This window comes from Arthrobacter sp. 9MFCol3.1 (assembly GCF_000620385.1).
Lineage (GTDB): Bacteria > Actinomycetota > Actinomycetes > Actinomycetales > Micrococcaceae > Arthrobacter.
The window spans coordinates 38656-60138 of record NZ_JIBJ01000019.1; the positions used below are offsets into that span (position 1 = coordinate 38656).

Below are 21483 nucleotides of genomic sequence, written 5' to 3' on the forward strand. Positions count from 1 at the left end.
GGCGCGATGACGATGAAGACAAGTCACCGACCGCGTAGCCGCGTACTGGCACGTCCTGTCCTACTAGCGCCAGAAACGCCGCGCCTGCACACCTGAGGAACAGGGCGAGTGACCGCAAGGCAGGTGCAGCGGGCGGCCCTTTGTGATCAGCGAGGATCCCTAGCTGGCTGACGTCAACCAGCCCTGACTGGGGCGAACTGGATGAGTTTCGTCGTGGAGGTCGGGCCGGCCACAAAGTGATTGGTCAGCTGTCGCCTGATTCCCGGGATAACCCGATGCCCATGACGATCAGAACCGGAACTGACAGCAGGAAGTTGAAGACGAACATGCCGACACCGGAGCGGCCGGCAAGGTGGAGGACACCGACAAAGAGGGCGAACCCTGCGAAGCTCATCACGGTGACGGGCGCGCCCCTCTCCCAGCCCCGCTGTTTGGCCAACAGAACGATGCCGGCTGTGAGCGTCCCGCCCGCTGCGACGAGTGAGAGGAAGGCCAGGAAACCGAGTCCTTGGGATGCTCCGACCAGAAATTGCAGGAACAGCCAGGCGCCCAGCACAATCGACGTGGTGCCTGCCGCGATACGGTATCCAGAGGACCTCGAAGCCGGCGTGTACGTCCATCTGCCGTCCGGTGAATACTGCAGCGGCGGTGCCGGCGGGTAGGCCGAATACGGCTGCTGAGCCTGGTACAGGTACGGCTGCTGGCCGTACGGCGGAGCGTAGGTCTGGGGTGCAGCGAGATGCGGCTCGTTGCCCGGGACCGGACCGAACTGCCCCTGCCGCGGGTGGGGCGGCGTCTGGGCATACGGCGGTACTGGCGGGACGGCCGGGATGTTCTCAGTCAAGGTTCCCCATTACGTTGCGAGCGATTCGAAGTCAGATTACATGCGGCGTGCGGATTAGGCCATGACGGGAAGTGCAGTCCGCCGGGGCTCGGAACTCCGCACTCCTCAGCGAGGTAACTTGACCATGTGCGGACATCTTGTTCGGGTCGCAGGGCGGGGCCACGCGGTGTCGTCGTCCGCGAGGCATGGAGGAGGTATCCGCAGGCGCCTGCCCGCCGGGCCGGGATGACTTGTAATTCAAAGGACTGACCGTAGACTCGGCCCATGTCTGGACCTGGGGGAACGAAAATAGTCCGCGTCGCTGCGGGACTCTTTGTTGGCATGCTTCTGGCCGGCGGCGTGCCCGCCTGCGCCTACGAGGACGACGGCGATCCGCGGCCGACGGCGGCCGGGCAAAGCCACCGGCCGGCGCCCGCCGCCCCGACGAAAGATCCGGGGGTTCTGGGCGTGGAAGCGAGCAACTACGCCGAACTGCATAAGCGTCTGGCCGAGGCGCCAGGGTCCGTGCTCCTCTCCGACGCCGGTCCGGCGGACGGGCCAGGGGTTGGCTTCACCAAAGCCGCAACGGTGACGGTCGCCGGTCCGCACACAATCACCGCGGCCTGCGTGGGCATTCCCCATGCCCAGATCTACCTCTCCCAGAACTCGCTGACCGGAACAGAGCACACGGTGTTGGAGGTCGATTGCTCGCGAACCCCATCGCAGGTCGTCCAACTGCAGAAGGGCTACGTCAGTGCCCAGTTGACCCGCCCGGACCCGACCGGCGCCTGGACCGGGGCGGTCGCCGGAATCAAAGTCACGGGCCAGTGAGGCACCCGACGACGGCCCCCGTTAAGAACGCAACGAAGACGAGCGCCTAAGGGCGCTGCAAGGGAGCCGCGCCGGGCCGGGATTCCCTTGCTGCCGGCGGTTGAACCCTACGATGGTGAGGATGAACTCCATCCGGAAGGCCTCGTACGCATCCGCCGTGGCCGTGCTGCTCGCGGCCTCGCCGTTAGCCCTTGCGTTGCCCGCGGCGGCCGGGCCCTGTAAGCCGGCCGGCCTTCTTCCCGTGAAGATCTGCCCCGCCTCGCCGACGCCTGGCCCACCGTCCGCTTCCCCGACGCCCAGCGCGACTGCCCCGGGCAATGCAGCGCCGCCGTCGGACCCCGCACCGTCCCAACCGCCGTCACAGCCGCCGTCTCACGGCCAGGTTCCCGGGCAGGTCGCGGCTCCGCGGACCCCCGGCCCCGCCCCCTCCGAAAGCCACGGAGCCGCTGCCGTGCCGGCCACCGGCGCCGTTCCGGCCCCAGCCACGGCGGGCACGCCCGCGCCCCAATCACCTGATCCGGGCCAAGGCTCAGAGCCCTCAACGGCGAATCCTTCCGGAGCGGCGGCCGGCCGGGGCCGGGTTGGTCCCGGACCCGACGGGCAAGGCGGTCTCGCCGGAGGATTACTGCTGGCGCTCAGCGGCCTGCTCATAGGCCTCTCCGCGGCCATTGGCCTGCGCCGGCCCGCCCGGCCATGAAACGGCCGCCGAACCGTCACAGCGGACTGTGTGGTTCAGCGGCCGCCTCATGCACATCGATTTATCAGACCTTCTCGCGGGACCGGTCGCGCACCTTCTCCGGCTCTTCGACCGTGAACTCCTTGCTGCGGCGAGGGAAGGCCCAGAACCTGAATTCCGGCGCCTTCGCCCGGGTCTCCGGGCGATCCTCAGATTCCTTTGCGGCATCCTTCCTGGTATCCCGCCAGGAATCCCTGTTGTACGAATAGCACATCACTGACCTCCTTCATGGTGATTGCCTATTAATCGTCCTCCCGATCCGCTGGCGCGTCGATACTTCCGGATTGCCCTTTGCTCCCGGGCGGCAGGCTGGCCCCGGGGTTCCAGCGGACGGGTCTGCGCCGTCGGCCGGTCTTCCCGCCGGCACGGGCCGCGGTTAGACTCCAATTCACCACTGCGACCAATGGGGGAATCATGGAGTTGCTCATCCTGGGCGTTGTTGCCGTTCTCATCGTGATGGCGACCATGATCCGTGACCTGCGGCAAAAGTCCTTCCGCATGCGCACCGGCTCGGACCCGGAATCGGAACGGGCCCTCAGGGATCTCAAGCACGGGAGCACCGTTGGCCTCTCGCATTTCGTCGGCCTCGACAACACCGGTCACCGCCGCTGACGCCGCTCCCCCTTGCAGCCACCCCTGTACGCTTTGTCCCAGAACAGAACAAGCGAACGCGCCACGCCCCGCAAAGGATGAACAGCCATGACCGTCCCGCCCAACGCCTCCGCCCCTGGCCCCGGCTGGTATCCGGACCCGGCAGGCTCGGGCCGGCTTCAGTGGTGGAACGGTTCGGCCTGGACCGGCCAGTTCAACGCACCCCAGTTCCAGACGACGGCGCCCCGGCACCCGGTGGCACCGCGCAGGCGCATCAGCGACCGGACACCGGTCTACAACGCGTACATCTGGACGATTGTGGCCCTGCCGCTCGTGCCGCTCATCCTGCTGATGTTCTGGAACCCTGTGCTCCGGCTGCGCACCGTGGGCCCGCGGCAGATCCAGACAATTGATCCGGCGTCGATTTTCACGGCGCCTTACTTCCTCCTCATAGCCATCAGTTTCGTGGCCTATGGTGTGTCTGCCCTCCTGGCGTACCTGGACTGGGACCGGCTGCGCAAGGACGGCGTTGTCCGGCCGTTCCACTGGGCGTGGGTGTTCCTCAGCAGGGATGTCTACGTCATTGGCCGCTCCGTGATCGTCCACGAGGTCGCCCCGCGGCGCGGTCTCGCCCCGGTGTGGGTCACGATCAGCGTCGTCTTGCTCACGGCGGTGCTCACCGGCCTCAAAGTGTCCGCCATCGTGGCCACCCTGGCGAACCAAGCAGTAACGGTGTAAGCAGCATCGGTGTAGGCAGCGTCAATCCAGGCAAGCAGCCAACGGGCCGGGGCTGATCCGATCGCCAGCGTCCTGGCGCCTGAAACGATCCGTCCGATTGCGGAAGAAACAGGGTCTTTAGTCCCTTTTGAGAGTCAATGCAGGGGCGTTGACTGGAAAGGTGCTCCGGGCAACTTTCCTGGAACGACAGGTCCTGCAGACCCGGACCGACAACAAACCGCCGGCCAGAGAGCCCGACGCGACCACCAAAGATGACATACAGATCTCCCGGTGCCCTCACTGAGGATCGCGTCAGCAGACACGGAATCATGGGCCGCCGGCAGCATGCCTGCACGGCCCGCCCCGGTGCCAGGGAAATCGATCTCCGTAAGGACCAAGTTTCATGAACAAGGCTATTCGCATCATCGGAACAACCGCGGTGACCGCCGCACTGGGCCTGGGCGCCAGCGCCCTGCCTGCCAGCGCCGCTGCAACCACTTCCACCACCTCCGCCAGTTCCTGGAGCCAGTCCTCATTTGAGAACCGGCACCACATGCGGGACAACAACCGGCACGACACACGCAATGGCTGGTGGGACGGAGAGAGCCGGTGGCATGACAACGCCGACGGATGGGGTTGGCGCGACGACCATGGCAATTGGCGCGACGACAACGACCACCGCGGCTCGTGGACGGGCCGGGACGGCTGCCGGCATGACAAGGACGGGTTCTGGGACCATAACGGAAACCGGCACGATAACAGGAAACACAACCACCACAGGAACACTTGGTGACCGGTCACCGCTGAAGGCCTCGAGAACGGGATCTATTGGGACGGCGGGACACCCTGCCGTCCCGTTCCCGTTTCTCCACACCGGGGTGGCTAAGTCAGCGGGTGGCTAAGTCAGCGGGGTGGCTAATTCACCGGGGTGGCCCCGGCAGCGGCGCCCGGCTCGGCGCCAGTGACGATGGCCTTGGCCTCCGGCGAGGAGGACCTGGTTGCCAGCACCCTGACCACGGCCTGGAGCTCCTGGCGCAGCAGGTCGGGGTCAATGGGCGTGGCGGCGAGCACGGAACGTTCCATGTCGGCGGCCGCGGCAACCGCCTGGCGCCCCTGGTCAGTCAGCGACACCACGTGGCTGCGCCGGTCGGAGGTGCTGCGGTGCCGCGAAATGTGGCCGTGCGCTTCCAGCCGGCTCAGTGTCTTGCCCATCGTCTGGGCCTGGACCCGGACGAGCTGGGCCAATTGGGCTTGCGTCATCGGCCCATTCGCCGAGAGCACCTCCATGGCGATCACCCCGGCATGGGTCAGGCCAATGGCCCCCAATTTTTCGTTCCAGGAGTGTTCTACAAGACGTGCTGCCGTGGACAATAGGCGGCCCGTGGGCCAGCGATCCATATCAGGCATACCCAAGAGTATAGCGAGCAGCGGATTCGTCCGGCGCCGATCGCGTCACTACGCTGGATTACCACCCCCATTTCATGACGAACCTCACCAAGGAGACACCCGTGCCTGAGCGACTCACCGCCGGTGCCACAGCACCGGATTTCACCCTCAAGAATGCCGAAGGACAGGATGTCAGCCTGCGCGATTTCCGGGGCCGGAAGACCGTGATCTATTTCTACCCGGCGGCCGCCACGCCCGGATGCACCAAGCAGGCCTGCGATTTCCGCGATTCCCTCGGCGCACTTCAGGCCGCTGGTTATGAGGTGGTGGGCATCTCGCCCGACCCCGTCGGGAAGCTTGCGGCGTTCGCGGCCGCCGAAGGGCTGAGCTTCCCGCTGCTCTCCGACGAGGACCACTCCGTCGCCGAGGCCTACGCGGCCTGGGGCGAAAAGAAAAACTACGGCAAGACCTACCAAGGCCTGATTCGCTCCACGATCGTGGTCGACGCCGACGGCCAGGTTGCCGTCGCGCAGTACAACGTTCGGGCCACCGGGCATGTCGCCAAACTTCGCCGTGACCTGAAACTCGACGCCTAGTCCCCGGGCCTCTGCTCCGTCCGCCCGCGGGCAGCCGTTGCAACCTGCAAACCGGCAATAGGTACAATAGAGCCTGGCGTCCGCCGCCGGGGTTCTTTCCCGGGACGACGACGGCGCCGCGCGCGAGTGGTGAAATTGGCAGACACGCAGGATTTAGGTTCCTGTGCCTTCGGGCGTGGGGGTTCAAGTCCCCCCTTGCGCACAGAGAGAACCCCGGTCTTCGGACCGGGGTTCTCGTCGTTTCCGGCGCTGTTCCGGGCTCTTTCCGGAGTTTTGAAGCCGCCAAAAAGAATTTCACATCCGCACCCATCCGTTTCCTCCGAGCAGCCGAATACCCATTGAGACACCAACCAAGGGTCGGTGCCCAACAGTCGGGAAAGGGCCGCAGCGGCAAATAATCGCCGCCGGCAAACATCGGCACAACAAAGGAGAAACCGAAATGCAGAACATCAAGCGCACCACGTTCGCCGTTGCAGGTATCGCAGCTGCCGCCATGCTCAGCCTCACTGCCTGTGGCGGATCCAGCGCCTCATCGGCCCCCGCCTCCTCGGCACCGTCCTCCGCACCGGCGGAATCCAGCATGGCGTCGCCCTCCACGAGCGCCTCCGCTGCAGCCATGGATCCGGCCGCCAACCTCGTCGGCTCCGGCTGCGCCGCGTACGCCGCCCAGGTTCCCAGCGGTGCCGGTTCCGTCTCCGGCATGGCGCTTGACCCGGTAGCCACCGCGGCGTCCAACAACCCGATCCTCACCACCCTGACCGCAGCCGTTTCCGGCAAGCTCAACCCCAAGGTCAACCTGGTGGACACGCTCAACGGCAGCGAATTCACCGTCTTCGCCCCGACGGATGACGCCTTCAAGAAGATCGATCCGGCCACGATCGAGGCCCTGAAGACGGACGACGCCACGTTGAGCAAGATCCTGACCTACCACGTGGTCCCCGGCAAGATCACCCCGGACCAGATCGTCGGCACCCACAAGACGGTTCAGGGCGGTTCGGTGACGGTCACCGGCACCAAGGATGCCCTCAAGGTTGACAGCGCCAACGTCGTCTGCGGCGGCGTCCAGACCGCCAACGCCACTGTCTACATGGTCGACTCTGTCCTGATGCCCAAGTAGGCAGCCCTTTTGCACTCCTGCCCGGCTCCAGCCTGACTCCCTGGACCACTAGGAGAAGCGGAGGCCCGCACCACCAGGTGCGGGCCTCCGCTTTTTTGCGCTGCCGTGCGCCGTGCGGCGGTGTGCCACAAGAGCTGGCGGACCCGGCCGTCAACTAGACTGGGGCTGGTCCGCAGCCGGCGGACCATCCAGTTCCCAGAGGTGATTCCTTCAGTGCCCAGCAGTACAGTGCCCAGCAGGACAGTGCGGCGGATTGCCGCCAGCATCGGGGCCGCCCTCCTTGTCCTGCCGCTCGCGTCCTGCACGGGCAGCCTCGGCCCGGCACCCAGCTCCCCCACCGCCTCTGCCACCGCCAGCGCGGCACCTACGGCGGTTTTCACCTTCGGCACCGGCTCGGAGCCGCTCGGGCTCGACCCTGCCCTGGTCTCCGACGTCGAGTCCTACCGCGTTACCCGGCAGGTACTGGAAGGCCTCGTGGGCGTGGACCAGACCACCGGCCAGCCCACGCCGCTACTGGCCACCGAATGGTCCCAGAGCGATGAAGGCCGGACCTACGAGTTCAAGCTGCGCGGGAACGTTAAATTCCAGGACGGGACGCCGTTCGATGCCGCCGCGGTCTGCACCAACTTCAACCGCTGGTTCAACTTCTCACCCGCCCTCCGCGAACAGGCCACCGGCACCACCTTCAAGGGCGTCTTCAAGGCCCATGCGGACCAGGCGCCGCTGTCCATATACAAGAACTGCACCGCCGTTGCGCCGGACAATGTGCGGATCGGCCTCACCCAGCCCTTCACGGGTTTTCTCCAGGCCCTCACCCTCCCGGCCTTCGCGATCTCTTCGCCCAAGGCCCTCGCCGCGGAGAACGCCGACGTCCTGAACCAGAGCCGGGGCGGGCAGCCGGTGTCCGCCTACGGCCTCCACCCGGTGGGCACCGGGCCGTACGTTTTCGACTCGTGGGACCCGGGCAGCGTCTCCCTGGCCAGCAACAAGGACTACTGGGGGGACAAGGGACAGATCGGGACCATCAAATTCGTGACCTACGATCACCCGCAGACCCGGATGCAGGCGCTCTTGGACGGCAAGATCGACGCCTACGACGCCGTCACCGTGGGAAACTTCGACCAACTGGTCAAGAGCGGAAAGCAGATCATCCAGCGGGACCCGTTCTCCGTGATGTACCTGGGCATGAACCAGCAAGTCCCCATCCTGCAGAATCTCAAGGTGCGCCAGGCGATTGAAATGGCGCTGGACAAGGACACGCTGATCCGCCGGTTCTTCATCGACAACACGGCCCAGGCGTCCCAGTTCGTTCCGCCCAAGCTCAGCGGCTTCAACAACAATGCCGCGGCGCTCGGCTACAACCCGGGCAAGGCCAAGGAACTCCTGGCCGAGGCCGGCTACAAGGGCGAGGAGCTGAAGTTCTACTATCCGCTCAACGTCACCCGGCCCTACCTGCCGACGCCGGAAAAGGTGTACGCCGAAATCAGCCGGCAACTGACCGCCGTCGGGCTCAACGTCAAGCCCGTACCGGTGGACTGGGCTGACGGCTACCTGCAGAAGGTCACCTCCCCGGGCGACCACGCCCTGCACCTGCTGGGCTGGAACGGCTCGTATTCTGACCCCGACAATTTCGTCGGCCCACTCTTCGGCGAGAACACCGGCGAATTCGGTTACCAGGATCCCCAGGTCTTCTCCAAGATCGCCCGGGCCCGGGGCCTGCCGGACGGCAAGGACCGCACCGAGGAGTACCAGACCATCAACGGACAGATCGCGGCCACGGTGCCCGCGGTTCCCATTGCCTTCCCGATCTCGGCCCTGGCGCTCTCGGACCGGGTGCTGAAGTACCCGGCGTCGCCGGTGCTGAACGAAGTTTTCACAAAGGTCGAGCTAAGGCCTTGACGCCCGGGGCCAATTTCAGTTAGTGGGCGGTGCGGGATATTCTGTGACAGCCAGAGCCGCTGCTATCGGAGACTGATTGTGACTTTCATTTCCAAGACCCAACACGCCGACGTCGTACTGATTGGCGGCGGCATCATGAGCGCCACGCTCGGCGCCTTCATCAAGCAGCTTGAGCCGACCTGGACCATCTCGCTCTTTGAGCGGCTGGACGAGCCGGGACTGGAAAGCTCCGACCCGTGGAACAATGCCGGCACCGGACATGCCGCCCTGTGTGAGCTTAATTACTCCCCCGCAGCCAAAGACGGCTCGGTGGACCCCGGCAAGGCCCTGAACATCAACGAGCAGTTCCAGCTGTCCCGCCAGTTCTGGTCCCACCTCGTCTCGAACTCGCTGATCGGCTCCCCCAAGGGCTTCATCAACACCGTTCCGCACATGAGCTTCGTGATCGGCGAGGACCACACCAAGTTCCTCCGCACCCGCTATGAGGCACTCAAGCCGAACCCGCTGTTCCGTTCGATGGAGTATTCCGAGGACCACGCGCAGATCGCCAAGTGGGCCCCGCTGATCGTCAAGGGCCGCGACCCCAAGCAGCGCGTCGCGGCAACCCGCGCCGTCGAGGGCACCGACGTCGACTTCGGCGCCCTGACCCGCGAGCTGACCACATACCTGGGCAACAACGGCGTGGAGATCAACTATGGCCACAACGTCAGCGACATCAAGCGCGCGTCCGGCGGCGGCTGGGACCTGTCGCTGAAGCACGCCAAGAGCGGCGAGCACGGCTCCATCCACGCGAAGTTTGTGTTTGTCGGCGCCGGCGGCGGGGCACTGCACCTGCTGCAGGCCTCAGGCATCCCGGAAGGCAAGGGGTTTGGCGGTTTCCCGGTCTCCGGCCAGTTCTTCCGCTGCACCGACGAGACCATCGCTGCCCAGCACAGCGCGAAGGTCTACGGCCAGGCGTCTGTCGGCGCCCCGCCCATGTCCGTGCCGCACCTGGATACCCGCTACGTCAACGGCAAGCGGTCCCTGCTGTTCGGCCCGTACGCCGGCTTCTCCACGAACTTCCTCAAGAGCGGCTCCTACCTGGACCTGCCCCTGTCCATCCGCCCCTCCAACATCATCCCGATGCTGGCCGTGGCCAAGGACAACATGGACCTCACCGCCTACCTGATCAAGGAAGTCGCCAAGCGCCACGGCGACAAGGTCGAGGCCCTGCGGGAGTACTACCCCGAGGCCAAGGACGGCGACTGGGAGCTCATCACCGCCGGCCAGCGGGTCCAGATCATCAAGAAGGACCCGAAGAAGGGCGGCGTGCTGCAGTTCGGCACCGAGGTCATCGCCGGACGCGACGGCACCATCGGCGCTCTGCTCGGCGCATCCCCGGGCGCGTCCACCGCTGTGCCGATCATGATCGAACTGCTCCAGAAGTCCTTCCCGAAGAACTTCAAGGGCTGGCAGGCCAAGCTCAAGGACATGATGCCCGGCTACGGTGTCAAGCTCAACGACAACCCTGAGCTCGCCGCCAAGCTGGAGGCCGAGACGGCCAAGACGCTGCAACTCGAACAGGTCACCGCCAGCAACTAAGCCGGGCCCGGCCGCGGCTGGTTTACACTGCTGGTCTGGGACCGCTGCAACCCGTGACGTCCCCGTTTTTTGATGTCCCGTAGTGCAGGACGCCCCGACCCACCAGGAGACCATGAGATGTTCCGGCTCGCAAAGCTGTCTCTCGCCAACCGGGCCCTGATCGCGCTGATCACGGTGTTCGCTTGCGTTTTCGGCGTGATCACGATGTCCTCGCTGAAGCAGGAGCTCATCCCCTCCATCGAGTTCCCGCAGATCACCGTGATCTCCTCGATGCCCGGCGCGTCGCCGGAAGTAGTGGACAAGCAGATCAGTGCCCCGTTGGAAAAGGCGCTGAACAGCGTCGAGGGGCTGGAGTCGACGTCGTCAACGTCCCGGAACGGGGTTTCGCAGATCTCCCTGGCGTTCACCTACGGCTCCAACCTGGACCGGGCCCGGAACCAGATCGACCGCGCCATCTCCAACGCCAAGCAGGCCCTGCCGAAGGACGTCCAGCCGCAGGCGATCGCCGGGAGCATCAGCGACTTCCCGATCGTCTTCCTGGCCGTCTCCTCGGACAAGCCGCTCAGTGAACTCAACGCCGATCTCGCCCGGCTCAGCGTCCCCCGCTTGCAGAAGCTCGACGGCGTGCGCGGCGCCGACGTGACCGGCGGCGCCACGCAGCACATCCAGATCCTGCCGCGGCCGCGGGACCTGGCGGCATCGGGCGCGAGCCTCCAGTCCATCAGCGACGCGCTGAAGAACAACGGCGCATTGGTTCCGGCCGGCACCATCGAGGAACAGGGCAAGACCCTCTCGCTGCAGATCGGCAGCCCGGTGGACTCCCTCGACGCGATCAAGGCCCTCCCCCTGGGCGCGGCCCGCGATGCGGCGACGATCGGCAGCGTGGCGGATGTCAGCCTGGTCGAGGACGCCCGCACGTCAATCACGCGGACGAACGGCAAGGAAACCCTCGCCCTGTCCGTGACCAAGAAGCCCGAGGGCGACACCGTCGCGATCTCCCACGCGGTCAAGGACGCCATCCCGCAACTTGAGGCCGAGCTTGGCTCCAATGCCAAATTCACCCCGGTCTTCGACCAGGCGCCGTTCATCGAGAAGTCCATCAAGGACCTCACCACCGAGGGCCTGCTGGGACTGGGCTTCGCCATCCTGGTGATCCTGGTGTTCCTGATGTCCGTGCGCGCAACCCTGGTCACGGCCGTGTCCATCCCGCTGTCCCTGCTGATCACGTTCATCGGGCTCTCGGCCACCGGCTACTCGCTCAACATCCTCACTCTCGGCGCGCTCACCATCGCGATCGGACGCGTCGTGGACGACTCGATCGTGGTCATCGAAAACATCAAACGGCACCTGAGCTACGGCGAGGACAAGATCACCGCGATCGGGACCGCCATCCGTGAAGTCGCCGGCGCCATCACGGCGTCCACCCTGACTACCGTGGCCGTCTTCCTGCCCATCGCCTTCGTCGGCGACCTGGCCGGCGCGCTGTTCCGGCCGTTCGCCCTGACAGTGACCATCGCCCTGCTCTCCTCGCTGCTGGTCTCGCTGACCATCGTGCCGGTGCTGGCCTACTGGTTCCTGCGCACACCCGCCGTCACTGGCTCGCCGGCTTCTGCCGCTGGCATTGCCACCAAGGCGCACGAGGCCGAGCAGAGCACGCTCCTGCAGCGCGGCTACCTGCCTGTCCTGTCCGGCACGCAGCGGCACCCGATCCTCACCCTGGTCGCCGCGGCCCTGGTGCTTGCCGGCACCGTGGCGATGTCCCCGCTGCTCGCCACCGACCTTCTGGGCCGCTCCGGCGAGAACAGCATGACCGTCAAGCAGGCCCTGCCGGCAGGGACCAGCCTCGATGAAGCCAGTGCCTCGGCGATCCGCGTCGAGGACACCCTGCGGGGCATCGACGGAATCAAGGACGTCCAAGCCACCACCGGCAACGCCCAGACCGGCTTCTCGGCCTTGCTCTCCTCCGGCGCGTCGAATTCGACGTTCACCGTGGTGACGGACGAGAAAGCCAACCAGGGCAAGCTCCAGGAGACCGTCCGCAGGGAACTCTCCAAGCTCGGCGACGCCGGAAAGATCACGGTCGGTTCCCAGCAGGGCGGCTTCGGCACTTCGTCAACCGTGGACATCACCCTCAAGGCCGCCAGCACCGCCGATCTCCAGAGCGCCAGTGACGCGATGGTCAAGGCCATGGACGGTGTCCCGGGCAGCAGCGAGGTGGCCACCAACCTGGCCGCCAGCCAGCCGGTGGTCCAGGTCAAGGTGGACCGCGCCAAGGCCGTCGCGGCCGGCCTGAACGAGGAGCGCGTGGCCGGGGTCCTGGCCGCCACGATCAGCCCGATTCCCGCCGGGACGATCCGCATCGACACCAACGACTTCCCGGTCCGGATTGGCGAGGGCACCCGCTTCACGAGCATCGAGGCCGTCCGGGACATCCCGCTCCCGACGGCGGCCGGCGCCGTCCCGCTCGGCAGCATCGCCTCGGTGGAGCAGGTGGACGTCCCCGTCTCCATCACCGCCAGCAACGGCCAGCGCACCGCGCGGGTCTCGGTGACGCCGTCGGGCTCCAACCTTGGCGCGGTCAGCACCGAGGTGCAGAACCGGCTCAAGTCAGTCCAGCTGCCGCCCGGGGTGACCGCCACGATCGGCGGCGCCACGACGCAGCAGGCCGATTCGTTCCGCCAGCTCGGACTCGCGCTGCTGGCCGCCATCGCGATCGTCTACGTGATCATGGTGGCTGCGTTCAAGTCGCTCGTGCAGCCGCTGATCCTGCTGGTTTCCGTCCCGTTCGCCGCGACAGGCGCAATCGCCCTGCTCGTGGTGACCGGCGTGCCATTGGGCCTGCCGTCCCTGATCGGCATGTTGATGCTCGTGGGCATCGTGGTGACCAACGCGATCGTGCTGATCGACCTCATCAACCAGTACCGCCAGCCGCGCAACGGCGAACCCGGGATGAACGTGGCGGACGCCATCACGCACGGCGCCCGCCAGCGCCTCCGCCCCATCCTCATGACGGCGCTCGCCACGGTGTTCGCCCTGACACCAATGGCGCTGGGACTGACTGGCGGCGGCGGCTTCATCTCCCAGCCCCTGGCGATCGTGGTGATCGGCGGCCTGATCTCCTCCACGGCCCTCACACTCATCCTGGTCCCGGTGCTGTACCGGCTCGTGGAAGGCCGGCGCGAGCGCAGGGCCCTGCAGAAGCCGCTGCGCCGCGGACGCCATTCCGGGCCGGCCGTGACCGAAGACTTCCCCGACGACTTCCCCGAAGACGCTCCCCTGCCAACCGGTTCGCACTAAGAACCAGAACCTGGCGTCCCTGCCTTTTTCCGCGATGCCCGGTGCGTCCCGTGGGCTGTGTTGGCTGCAGCACGGGTCCCGCGGGCCGCGTCGGCTGCAGCACGGGTTGCGTGGGCGCCGTGCGTACCCTTGGAGAGTTTAGGCCGGCCGCCAGCTGCCGCGGCCGCGTCCCGGTGACGGGGCCCGCGCGATGCCAGGGCCACGAGGGTTGCCGATGCGGCGGGGTTCATCACCTCGCGGGCGGGGTTCCCGGAAAACGTTGCACCTTGCGGGACATCTTCGCCTTTCATCAGAAAGGCGTCGGCGCTGAGGGACGAACCTTCGTGCATCGTCGCCCCGTAGTTGACCCAGCCATCGACGCCAAGGGAGCAGTGGTTGCCGAACACGATGTAGTCGGACTTGAACGCGCCGTCTTCCATGGAGTGGCCCTGGACGTGTGTTCCCTCGTTGAACGTACAGTGATCGCCGATCGTGACGAGGGTTTTTTCCGGCATGTTCAGGCCGGCGTCGTAGAGCCGCTTGCCCACCTTGACGCCCAGCAGCCTCCACATCAGGGCCTTGAACGGGGTTCCATTGAACGGCGCCCCGGCCAGCAGCTTCCAGAGACGCTCATGCCGCCAGAAGTACCGGTCGTAGATCGAACAGTATTCCGGCTTCAGGCGGCGGAAGCCCATGACCGAACGCTCCACCAACGCGGTAAACAGCACCCGGAACACCAGCAAGCCGAGCATTGCCGCGGCGACGGCCAGCACACCGAGGAAGCTGTGCGCCGAAACGGCAACAGCGCCGGCCAGTGTGGCAGCGAGCAAGAGGACCCATTTCACGGACAGGAACAGCACCATGCTCAGGATGTTGTGCCGGTTCTTGGCCGGGAGGACCCGTTTCACGGCTTCCGGGGTATTGAGTTCCTCAAACTGTGCGTCACGCTGGACCGACCGGGGAATCTCAAATGCGGGTGAGCCGAGCAGCCCCACATCCCTCCGGATCGGGCCGTCAATCGGAATCATCACTTTCGAGGCCAGAAGGCAGTTCTCACCGACATGGGCACCGATCGGAAACGTGATGTTGTTTCCGAGGAAGTTGTGGCCGGCGATCTGGACCTGCGAGAGCCGGAAAGAGGAGCTCGTGTAATCGGCGTTCATCATGTTCAGGCCGTCTGAGACCATGGTTCCCGTTCCGACAGAGCACAGAAATGGCGATTCGTGGCCCAGCGTGGGGCCGAAGTTTGAACCCGTTTGCTGCACGTTGCCCAGTTTCCAGCCCAGCGCCTGCAGGTAGTAGATGATGTAGGAGCTGTCGCCGAAGGTGTCTTTGTACGTTTTGATGTTCGAAATGCGGGATATCAGCCGGTGGATCGAAAAATGCCAGCCATAGAGCGGATAGACCACATCAGGCTTAATGAAGTGGTTCAGCAGTCGCGGCAGGCAGAGGACGGTCACCAGGCCGGTGATCAGCCCGACAATGAACAGGACCAGTGTCACCACCACGACGTCGACAAAGAACGTGAAAGCTCCCAACTGAAGATGTCCTGTGCTCAGGTAGGGCGGCAGCAGCGCGGCCAGCCCGAGGACGCCCGCGGGAACAACCAGGACGAGGCGGTTGAACAGCTGGAGCAGGCTGTAGATGACCCTCCGGCGGGTGCCACACGGGACGGCCGGGACCCGCAAGTAGTTTGTGCTGGCACGTGCGGCGGGAGAACCGTGCCAGACCTCGCCGTCGGGTACCGCCTGCGAGGTCTGCAGCGACGAGGCATGTCCGAGCTGGGTGTCATTGCCCATCGACGTTCCAATGTCGAGGGTGGTTCTCTCCGAGATGAGAACGTTGCTTCCCAACGACACCGGGCCGATCTCGATGATGCCCGCATGTGCCCGGTAGCACAGGAACGAGGAGTCTTTGTTGATGACGGTGTTGTCACCGACGGTGAGCAGGTCCGGGCACGCGGGCACCTTCCGGGAGAAGATCACGACCCCCTTGCCGATCTTTGCGCCCAGTAGCCGGAGGTACAGCACATAAAGCGGCGAACCCGCGAACGTCACCAGTGGGTTTGCCCTCGTAAGTGTCTTGACCGTCCAAAAGCGGAGATAGGCCAGGCTCCAGATTCGGATGGTGCCGGGCTTCCACCTCCCGACGAGGACCCATTTGGCGATGATCGGGGTCACAGACAGGACCACGAAAGTGGCGGCACCGAAACCGATGGAGCGAAGCCACATGTCCAACGGTGTGCTTCCCCCCAGCACCCATTCGTAGCCAAATATGAGCAGCCAAGCGGCGTACATCGTATAACCGAGGAAAATCAGCAGTTGGATGGCACCGCACAGGGCGTACTGGAACGAACTCACCGGGGGCATCGGTGCGGGGCGCGCAGCGCCGGCCGCCGGTACGTCGGCGATGTGAATGGATTCACTGTGCCTGGCTTCGAGGCATGCGGCCAGCTGCCGAACCGTCGGGTGCTCGTAGATATCCTGCATCGCCGCTGCGGGCAGGGCGGTTTCTTTCCTGATGCCGGCGCAGTAGCGCGCCATCAACAACGAGTCGGCACCGAGGTCGTTGAAGAAGTGGGCATCGGTGGAGACCTTGTCAAGGCCCAGTACGGCGCCGAGCTGGGCGGCCAGGGCCTCTTCGGCGGCGGTTGTCGGGGCGGTGTATGACCCCGAGCCCGCCCGGCTGATCCTGTGCTCCGGACGGGGCAACCGCTTCCGGTCCACTTTGTCACTGGCCATCATGGGAATGGCGTCCAGCTGTTCAAAGTAAGCAGGAACCATGTACCCGGGAAGCCTCGTGCGCAGCATCCGGTGGAGGTCATGGGCATCCACACCCTCCACGTCCTGACGCAGGGTGTAGTAGGCCGCCAGCTCCACGGTTCCTTGTTCCGGCTCATAGGTCTGGACGACTGCCTGCGCAATGCCCGGGAGCTGCAGGAGGACGGATTCTATTTCGCTCAGTTCGATCCGGTAGCCGCGAATTTTGACCTGGGTATCGATCCGGCCGAAGTATTCGAGTTGCCCGTCGTCGTTTACCCGTCCAAGATCTCCGGTGCGGTAAATCCGGCCGGAGGGATTGTTCTCAATCCCCAGGAAATCCGGGACAAAGGCCCGTTCCGTCAGGTCCTCTCGGTTCACATACCCGCGCGCCAGGCCCACCCCCGCGAGACCGATTTCTCCCGTTTCACCGCGCGGGAGGGCCCGAAGCTCAGCGGGATCCACAATCACCGCCGTGTACGTGGGCAAGGGCACCCCAAGGGACACCGGCAGGTCCGGGTCCAGGACCGACCAGGTCGCGGTAACGGTCGCCTCGGTGGGGCCGTAGACATTCAGGAAGCGCCGGCCGGGGCGGTGCCAGCGCATCACGAGGTCCTTGGGGCATGCCTCGCCTGAGACCAGCAGGAACCGCAACCCGGGCAGGTCTTCGTCAAGCGTCGCCAGCAGCGTTGGAACGCAGCAAAGGGCGGTGATCTTTTTTTCCTGCAGGTACTCCGCGAGCTCGGCACCCAGCATGCTGGACCGGCCCGGCTTGGGCACCAGAGTGGCTCCGACCATCCAGGCAACCCAGATTTCCTCCACCGAAAAATCGAAGGCGATCGTCATGCCTTGGTACACGCGGTCCGTGGACTCAATCCCGTAGACGTCAGAGGCCACCCGGACGAAATTGCAGATACTGGCCTGTTCCACTGCCACGCCCTTGGGGCGTCCGGTCGAACCGGAAGTGTAGATGATGTAGGCCAGCTCGTCCTTCGTTCCGCCATGGTCCGCGCTTCCCAGGCGGGAGGGATCCTTGGCGTCGATCTGGGCCTGCACATCATCAACGCACACCGTGACGGCGGCTACTTCAGGCAGCAGATCCCTCAGATGGGACAGAGACAGGACCATGGACACGTTGGCGTCCTCGACGATGTACTGAAGACGGTCAGGGGGAAATCCCGGATCCAGGGGAACATAGGCCGCATGGATCTTCAGAACGGCCAGCATCGCCACGTAGGCCCGCCATGGCTGGTCAAACAGCAGGGCGATGCGGTCACCCGGCCGGGCACCGCACACCAGAAGATGCCGCGCCAGCTGGTTCGCCCGTTCATCCAGCTCCGTGTACGTCAGGACAACGTCCCCCGCATCGACGGCAACCTGGTCGCCGCGCCCCTCTTCCCGCAAGCGGTCGCAACTATCCTCAAACAGCCGGTCCAAACGCTCGCCCCGCCGCCAGCGAGCGGCCTGGTCGGGCGCGGCCGACGTCAGGACAGTTCCGCCCTCCGAGCCGCCGATCATCGACATTATGCCCCGCAACTCGGGAGGTCTGGTGAGGCCGTTGCCGATCCTCGCGGTCTTGCCCATCCTTTAGCTCCTTCGCTAGAAGTGACGTGCCACAGTTCTGTCGCCCTGGGAAACAGGGGTCATATTCTGGCCAGAAATCGCGACCCACGTCTGGAGCGGGGGGCCCCCAGCGGGCGTGAGATGGCCTTCATGACCCGCCGCCGTTGCCTCGTCCGCCGGGGCCATGCCGAAGGCCCGCCGGACAGCGCGCTCGGCGTCCGCGAGCCGGCTGGCGTGCGTGACAGCCCCCACGGACGTCTCGGAAATATCGACCAGATCGAGCTCCACATCGGCGTCGGACAGGGCCTTGAGGAAAGTGCAGAAAATTTCCGGGGACGACCGCATGCCCAGCCCCGTGATGGACACCCTGCCCACCTGGCCGTCATGCTGCAATCCCTGGAATCCAATGGCTCCCTTTTCAGCATCCAGCACCGCAAGGGCGTTGCCGGCGTGGGCCGCCGGCACGATCAGGGCAACGTCGGAACGCCTCGGGCCCTTGCCCGCCGAATTTTGGACGATCGCCTGGACGTGCGCACCCGAACTTGAGAGGACGTGCAAGATGCGTGCCATGGTGTCCGGCTGGTCCGGCATTCCCACCACCGTGATTTTCGATGCCGAGTTGACCCCTGCTACTCCGGTCACCTCGGGTTGTTCCCTGGCGGGCTGGAGGAGTGGATGTCGGTCAAGGCCAGGCAGGATCAACGTCCCGGGCTCCGGGACGAAGGATGACCTCACATGGATTGGAATGCCGAACCGGCGGGCATACTCAACACAGCGCAGGTGCAGTACCTTGCAGCCGGAGGCGGCGAACTCGAGCATTTCCTCGCTCGAGAGGACCTCGATCTTCCGCGCTGTCGGGACGACGCGGGGGTCCGCGGTGTAGACGCCGTCGACGTCGGTGTAGATCTCACAAATATCGGCCCCGAGCGCAGCGGCCAGGGCGACCGCGGTAAGATCCGAGCCGCCGCGGCCGAGCGTGGTAACCCTGTTCCGTTTCTGCGTCCTGCCCTGGAACCCTGCCACGATGGGGACCTCACCACGGGCAAGACTGCTGCGGACGCGGTCCGGCCTGACATCAGTGATGTGTGCCTTGCCGTGGATGCTGTCGGTAATGAGGCCGGCCGCACTGCCGGTAAATGTGCGGGGCAGCTGGCCAAGATCCGCCAGGGCAATCGCCAAAAGCGCGGAGGACACAAGTTCGCCGATGCTCAGCAGGGCGTCAAGGTCCACAGGCAGGGGCCGGGCGGAAACTTCCGCGGCGAGGTCGCAGAGTTCGTCGGTGGTATCGCCCATGGCGGACACCACCGCCACGACCCGATAGCCGTTGGTCCGCGTTTTGGCGATCCGCTCGGCTGCCCGGAGGATACCCGCGGCATCCGCTAGGGACGAACCGCCAAACTTTTGTACAATGACGCTTCCCGGGGGAATCGCCCGGTCGGTTTCCGCTAGATCACTGTCGTTGAAATCTGTTGCCTTGCGGGTACCCATTTTGCTCCCCGAAATCTACTTCGATTCTTGCTAGGGGCACTGGCCCCTGTGAGCCGATTTCCCTGTTCGGATACTCAAATGGTTGATCCCAAGGCGACCGGCTCTCCGGTCACAGTCACTGCGGCTGCAGCGAGAATATCGAGTCCCTTCTGAAGATCCTCTGGGCTGATAGTCAGCGCGGGCATCGCCTTGACCACCTCACCTTCGGGGCCGGACGTTTCCACGAGCAGGCCCCTGGCGAACGATTCGGCTGCGATCTTTTCCGCTGTCTGGGGGTTGGGGTAGTAAACCCCCGCGAGCAGTCCCCGGCCACGGACAGTGGCGCCTTCGACGCCCGCGGCGATCTGCGTCAGCCCGTCGTGGAGCTGCGCAATGAGCCTCGCAACGGTTGACTGGAAGCTGCCGTCCTGCCAGTAGTGCTCCAGGGCAGCTGCGCCGGTGACGAATGCCGGGTTGTGGCCCCGGAATGTTCCGTTGTGCTCGCCAGGCTTCCAGATATCCAACCCGGGTTTGAACAGTGTCAGTGCCAGAGGCAGGCCAAAGCCCGAGATGGACTTCGACAGGCAGACGATATCGGGGGTGATCCCCGCCTCCTCAAAACTGAAAAAGGTCCCCGTCCGTCCGCATCCGGCCTGTACATCATCAACGATGAGCAGGATGTCATGTTGACGGCACAGCTCTGCAAGGCCTCGCAGCCAGGACGCCCGGGCGGCGCGGAGCCCGCCCTCGCCCTGAACGGTTTCCACGATCACCGCTGCGGGCTTATCGATGCCCGAGCCCCTGTCTTCCAGTGCTTGCCGGAGCCACAGAAAGTCCGGCATCTGACCGTTGAAAAACCCGTCATAGGGCATGCTCGATGTGTTCGTCAGGGGGACGCCGGCTCCCTGGCGTTTCATTGAATTGCCCGTGACTGACAACGATCCCAGGGTCATCCCGTGAAACGCATTGGTGAAGCTCAGGACATGCTGCCGGCCGGTCACCTTCCGGGCAAGCTTCAGGGCAGCCTCCACTGAGTTTGTTCCCGTCGGACCGGGGAACATGACTTTGTAGTCCAAATTTCTGGGTTGGAGGATCAACTCCTTGAAGGTTTCCAGGAAGCGCCGCTTGGCGGGTGTTTTCATGTCGAGTGAATGCACAATGGCGCCGGAGCGAAGATAGTCCAACAGGGGCTGCAGCAGCACCGGGTTGTTGTGCCCGTAGTTCAGTGCGCCGGCGCCGGAAAAGAAGTCCAGATATTCTCTGCCGTCCTCGCTGAAGAGGCTGCTTCCGTGCGCACGCTCAAACACCGTGTCCCAACTGCGGCAGTAGCTGCGGACCTCGGACTCTAAGCTTTCAAAGATATCCATCTGGCGATGTCCCCCCGTACTTCCGACTAGCGAAGTTTCCCGGGCGTGAACACGACCCAGGCTTTCCGGATGACGGGCGCGAAAAAGAGACAGCGCAGCATCTGTGGCGCACTGACCGTTGCTTTCACGGGGCCCGTATTTGTTCCCGTCGAGCGATTGTTCAGACGGGACTGGGCAGATCATAGGCGCCTGCCCAAATGCTTATCCGTTTCTTATCGTAATCTCAGCAAACTCTCAGCACCTGAGTAGCGGGTACCTGTCTTTTCCCCTCAAATGGCTGATTAACTACCCGATCCGGCGCGGGTCCCGCGCCGTTTGCAGCTGCGGGCTACTTGGAAAAAACCGGCCGTCGGGCATCCGGTGGACATAGGCGCCGGCACCGTGGACATCCGACATCCTCGGCAAACCGGGCGGCGAAGCGGGCGTTCGAAGTGAACGGCGAAGCGGGCGTTCGAAGTGAACGGCGAAGCGGGGTGTTTAGCCGGTCTTGGCCATCGCGTAGGCCAGGGTGCCGTAGGCCAGGGCCCCGGACATTTCGGTGAGCAGTTCCGGGTTGGTGTTGGCGATGGTGTCGCAGGCCTCGTGGTAGCAGGGGTCGAGGTCCTTGCCGGCCTCTCCGCCATAGGTCTGGGCCTGGGCCTGGGTCTTCCTCTTCTCGTCGCCGGTGAACAGCCCGCCGCCGGGAATGCCGGCCGAGAGGAAGGCGTCGTAGTCGGACCCGCCGTCAAAGGGCGTGGTCTCGGCCGGCAGCGCGTTCTCCTGGAAGTAGCGGAA

General features: G+C 65.0%; 15 protein-coding genes and 1 tRNA gene. 10 read left to right on the plus strand and 6 right to left on the minus strand.

The genetic code is table 11. The features are described from left to right. Positions 1 to 244 precede the first annotated feature (244 nt). Positions 245 to 844 carry a hypothetical protein gene (locus C560_RS23415; protein WP_155855811.1) on the minus strand — a complete coding sequence of 200 codons (600 nt, stop codon included), beginning with the start codon at positions 842 to 844 and terminating at the stop codon, positions 245 to 247. A gap of 264 nt (positions 845 to 1108) precedes the next feature. On the opposite strand from C560_RS23415, the gene C560_RS0115910 reads away from it, so the two are divergent. The 4 genes from C560_RS0115910 (at position 1109) to C560_RS0115935 (ending at position 4491) form a co-directional block, all read left to right on the plus strand. Continuing rightward, positions 1109 to 1654, plus strand: coding sequence for a hypothetical protein (locus C560_RS0115910; protein WP_026538939.1), 546 nt, complete (start codon positions 1109 to 1111; stop codon positions 1652 to 1654). 1150 nt (positions 1655 to 2804) lie between these two features. Further along, entirely contained in the window at positions 2805 to 3002 is a 198-nt protein-coding gene (locus C560_RS0115925) for a hypothetical protein (protein WP_026538942.1), read from the plus strand. An 87-nt stretch (positions 3003 to 3089) separates the two neighbouring features. Further along, entirely contained in the window at positions 3090 to 3719 is a 630-nt protein-coding gene (locus tag C560_RS0115930; RefSeq protein WP_026538943.1) for a DUF2510 domain-containing protein, read from the plus strand. Positions 3720 to 4101: 382 nt separating this feature from the next. Continuing rightward, the gene (locus C560_RS0115935; RefSeq protein ID WP_026538944.1) at positions 4102 to 4491 is read left to right on the plus strand and encodes a hypothetical protein; all 390 of its coding nucleotides are present in this window, start codon (positions 4102 to 4104) and stop codon (positions 4489 to 4491) included. Positions 4492 to 4613: 122 nt separating this feature from the next. On the opposite strand, the gene C560_RS0115940 is transcribed toward C560_RS0115935, so the two are convergent. Beyond that, complete coding sequence (locus tag C560_RS0115940; RefSeq protein WP_051082230.1) at positions 4614 to 5096, minus strand: MarR family transcriptional regulator; 483 nt, start codon at positions 5094 to 5096, stop codon at positions 4614 to 4616. A 110-nt stretch (positions 5097 to 5206) separates the two neighbouring features. Between C560_RS0115940 and bcp the strand changes: the two genes are divergently transcribed. The 6 genes from bcp (at position 5207) to C560_RS0115970 (ending at position 13574) form a co-directional block, all read left to right on the plus strand. Then, positions 5207 to 5680 (plus strand): thioredoxin-dependent thiol peroxidase, encoded by a 474-nt coding sequence (gene bcp / locus C560_RS0115945; RefSeq protein WP_026266452.1) that lies wholly within the window; start codon positions 5207 to 5209, stop codon positions 5678 to 5680. 120 nt (positions 5681 to 5800) lie between these two features. Then, positions 5801 to 5882: transfer RNA gene (locus C560_RS0115950), tRNA-Leu, on the plus strand. A gap of 237 nt (positions 5883 to 6119) precedes the next feature. Next, positions 6120 to 6797: a fasciclin domain-containing protein gene (locus C560_RS0115955; protein ID WP_026538945.1), complete on the plus strand. Its 678-nt coding sequence runs from the start codon at positions 6120 to 6122 to the stop codon at positions 6795 to 6797. A 243-nt stretch (positions 6798 to 7040) separates the two neighbouring features. After that, complete coding sequence (locus tag C560_RS0115960; RefSeq protein ID WP_442853166.1) at positions 7041 to 8696, plus strand: ABC transporter substrate-binding protein; 1656 nt, start codon at positions 7041 to 7043, stop codon at positions 8694 to 8696. A 78-nt stretch (positions 8697 to 8774) separates the two neighbouring features. After that, positions 8775 to 10277, plus strand: a complete 1503-nt coding sequence (locus C560_RS0115965) for a malate:quinone oxidoreductase (RefSeq protein WP_026538947.1) — start codon at positions 8775 to 8777, stop codon at positions 10275 to 10277. A gap of 117 nt (positions 10278 to 10394) precedes the next feature. Then, positions 10395 to 13574 (plus strand): efflux RND transporter permease subunit, encoded by a 3180-nt coding sequence (locus C560_RS0115970; RefSeq protein WP_026538948.1) that lies wholly within the window; start codon positions 10395 to 10397, stop codon positions 13572 to 13574. Here C560_RS0115970 and C560_RS0115975 read toward each other — a convergent pair. The 4 genes from C560_RS0115975 to C560_RS0115990 form a co-directional block, all read right to left on the minus strand. Next, a complete protein-coding gene (locus tag C560_RS0115975; protein WP_026538949.1) occupies positions 13571 to 17896 on the minus strand; it encodes a Pls/PosA family non-ribosomal peptide synthetase in 4326 nt (1441 codons plus the stop codon). The genes C560_RS0115970 and C560_RS0115975 overlap by 4 nt on opposite strands. Before the next feature lie 15 nt (positions 17897 to 17911). Further along, the gene (locus C560_RS0115980; protein WP_026538950.1) at positions 17912 to 19363 is read right to left on the minus strand and encodes an aspartate kinase; all 1452 of its coding nucleotides are present in this window, start codon (positions 19361 to 19363) and stop codon (positions 17912 to 17914) included. A gap of 74 nt (positions 19364 to 19437) precedes the next feature. Beyond that, on the minus strand, positions 19438 to 20709 hold the full coding sequence (ectB, locus tag C560_RS0115985; protein WP_026538951.1) for a diaminobutyrate--2-oxoglutarate transaminase: 1272 nt from the start codon (positions 20707 to 20709) through the stop codon (positions 19438 to 19440). Between the two features lie 477 nt (positions 20710 to 21186). Further along, positions 21187 to 21483 (minus strand): M28 family peptidase (locus tag C560_RS0115990; protein WP_026538952.1); only part of this gene is annotated, 297 nt, incomplete at its 5' end.